The sequence below is a fragment of the Streptomyces sp. CNQ329 genome (genome assembly GCF_000482585.1).
Window position 1 is genome coordinate 1 of sequence record NZ_AXVU01000122.1, and the last position, 3,178, is coordinate 3,178.

General features: G+C 70.0%; 1 protein-coding gene. It reads right to left on the reverse strand.

The window, feature by feature from the left end:
- Window positions 1-3,178 (reverse strand): hypothetical protein (locus tag I003_RS33820; RefSeq protein WP_037722177.1); only part of this gene is annotated, 3,178 nt, incomplete at both ends.

Below are 3,178 nucleotides of genomic sequence, written 5' to 3' on the forward strand. Positions count from 1 at the left end.
CCAGGCGCTGGGGTGCGGTGGTGCGGTCGGTGACCTGGCGGGTGAGGTCGCCGGTGTGCTCGTCGTATTCGTGCGTGCGGTAGAGCTTGCGGTCGCCGGAGCCGTACTCGGTGCGGGCGGGGCGGGCGAAGCTGTCGTAGGAGACCTGGGAGACCAGGGCGACGCCGCCGCTGCTGGTCGTGGTGGGCAGGCCCAGGGAGTTGTATTCGGTCGCCGTCCGCTCGCTCGGCAGCCCGCCGACGCCCGGTTGGCTGATCGAGGTGCGCTTGCCGGTCTCGGGGTCGTAGGTGTAGCCGATGCGGTACGTGCCGGCCAGCGCGCCGGCGGCGTCCGGGACGGTGACGGTGGTGGCGGTGGGCTGGATGCGGGCGTTGTAGCCCTCGACGGCGGTGGTGTAGCGGCTGCCGTCGTGGACGCGGGTGGCGGAGGTGAGCTGGCCCTTGGCGAGGGTGTCGTAGACCCACTCGGCGCGGGTCTGGCCACCCTTCTTGACCGCGGCTGGCCGGCCGAGGGCGTCGTAATTGGTGGTCAGGGCGATGCCGCGGGCGTCGGTGACCGTGGCGGGCTGGTCGGCGGCGTTGTACGTGGTGGTGGAGGTGCCCTTATCGGGGTCCTTCGCCTCGGTGACGTTGCCGCGGGCGTCACGGGTCCAGGTCCACACGTTGCCGGCGGGGTCGGTCATCTTCGCCAGCTGGTCGTGCTTGTCGTAGGCGTAGGCGGTGCTCTGGTGTGTGGTGCGGGCGGCGTTGGTGTACTGGCGGCGTTCGGTGGTGTTGCCGCGGGCGTCGGTGAGGTCGGTGGTGGCGGTGCCGCCGTCGGGCGGGATGACGGTGGTCTGGTCAGCGCTGTAGGCGGTGGTGGCGCGCTTGGTCTCGTCGCCGAACTTGCGGGAGATGGCGGCGGTGACGCGGCCGGAACCGTCGTGGACGTTCTCGGTCATGTTCGGCACCGTGTTGTCCGCGGCTTCGACCAGGGTCGCGGACGGATCACCGTCGGCGTGGTAGGCGTGGTGGATCTTGGTTTCCAGGCCGCGGGTGTCGTACAGCGTCTCGGTGATGACACGGCCGCCGCCGGGGGCGGGGGTTTGCGTCTCGCGTTCGCGCAGCAGGCCGTCGTAGAGCGTGTAGGCGGTGGTGTAGGTGCCGTCCGGCTGGATAGTCCTGGTGGCGATGGCCGCCGGCGCGGTCTTGGAGACGGTGTAGCTGTACTGCACGGACGGGGCTGACGGGTAGTCGGCCTTGGCCCAGCCCGGCTGCCACACCTTGACGAGCCGTCCGAGGGCGTCGTAGTCGGCGTCGGTGCGCGCGCCCGCGGCATCGACGGTGGTGGTGGGGATACCGCGGCGCGCGTCGAGTTCGGTGGTCTGCCTGTGGCCGAGCGGATTGGTCACCACCGTCTTGGTGGGCGCGGCGCCGGTGGCAGGTGTGTACGCGGTGGTGGTGGTCTCACCGCGGGCGTCGGTCTGGGTGAGCGGGCGGCCGTGGGTGTCGAAGGTGGCGGTGGTGACGGTCTGGGTGCCGGTGCCGGCCTTGTCCTGCTCGTCGACGCGCGTGATGTTGCCCTTGGTCGGGCCCTGCCCGAGGGTGGTGGACCCGTCGTAGTAGGTGCGCTTGAGGGAGACCAGGTCCTTCGGCAGCGTCGGAGTGGCCTCGCACGTGGTGGCGACGGTCTTCTCCTCGGCGATGGTCTCGATGATGTTCGCGCCGGTGGCGCGTGCGTAGGAGGTGGTGGTGCAGCGCTCGTCCCCGGTCTTGCTCGTGTCACCGGTCTCGGAGGCGGTCTTGACCATGCCGTACGAGTCGAACGTGCTCTCGGTGGTGGTGCGGCGCCAGGTACCGTCCTTCTTCAGCTCACGCGTGGCCTCGGTTTTGACGCCGGTGTAGTGGGCGCTCTGGTCCGGCAGTCCGCCGCGGGCGTGGGTGGCGGTAGCCGCCGAGCGCCACGGGGTGTAGGCGGTGGCCTCGATGATGCCGCCGCCGTCCCGTGCGTAGCCGATCTCCTCGCGGACCATGCCCGCGAACGCTTCGCGGTCGGTGACGTTGTTGCCCTCGGAGTCGGCCACGTCCGCGCCGTCGATGCCGCGGAAGTAGCGGGTCTCGGCGAGCGACTTCGTCTCGCTGCCGGCACCGACGCGTGTGCGGACGCGGGCGTAGCCGCGCCGCTCGGAGTAGGTGCGGTGCTTGGCCTTGGTCAGCTCATCGGTGTCCCTGGCCCACGCCAGGCCGCCCAGGTACTCGTACGAGGTGGTCTTCACCGGCGCGCCGGCGACGTCGTCGGACTCCAGGACCTGGGTGGCGACGTAGGTGTGGAACCAGTCGCGGTAGGGCTCGAAGTCCGGGGCGGGCGCGTCCGGGGGCGACCAGTACACGGGGTAGCAGCGCTTGGTGTTGCCGGCCGGGTCGGGCAGGTTGCCGGCGGTGCAGTCCTCGGATGAGTAGGTGACGCCGACGGTGCCGCCGGTCTCGGTCTTGATGCCGTAGACGCGATAGCGGTTCAGCGGCGGCACCTCATCGACCGCCTTCTCCACGCGGTTCTTCAGCATCTGCCCGGAGAAGGTGACCGCGGGCAGGGCGATGTCACTGCCAGCGGTGTGACCGGTGCGCTGGACGGACTTCAGCCAGAGCGCCGGGTCGGAGCCGTCGCCGGTGGTGGGAAAACTGTGCTCCAGCTTCCAGGAATCGACGGGCTTGTAGGCGCCGTCGACCCGCACCTTGGTCGTGACGCCGGTCAGGCGTTTACGGGAGAAGAACGACGGTGAGTACGTCTTGCACTCCTGCCCCGACCCGCACAACTGGTCGTACGGGACATCGGGCCAATGCTTGGCGTTGGCCGCGTTCAACTTGTCCGCGGCGCAGTCGAAGCCCCCGGTGGGCAGGCAGCGTTCGGACACCGTGAAGTCGACCTGGGCCTGGGCGCCGTTGGCGGCGTAGAGCGCGTCGCCGTCCAGACCGTAGTCGACGCGCTCCAGGTGGCCGCCGCGGTTGAAACGGGTGTACGTGGCCCTCCCGGTGGCGTCGTTGACGTTCAGGCCGTAGTGGTTGTGCTCCTTGCCCCAGTAGTACGTCAGTGCCTGACCGTGCGGGTCGATGACGTAGTCGAGGTTCCAGCGCCACGCCTGCTGGCACCAGGAGTCCTTGAACGCGGTGGCATGGCACGGCTCCCCGGAGTGGTTGCCGAA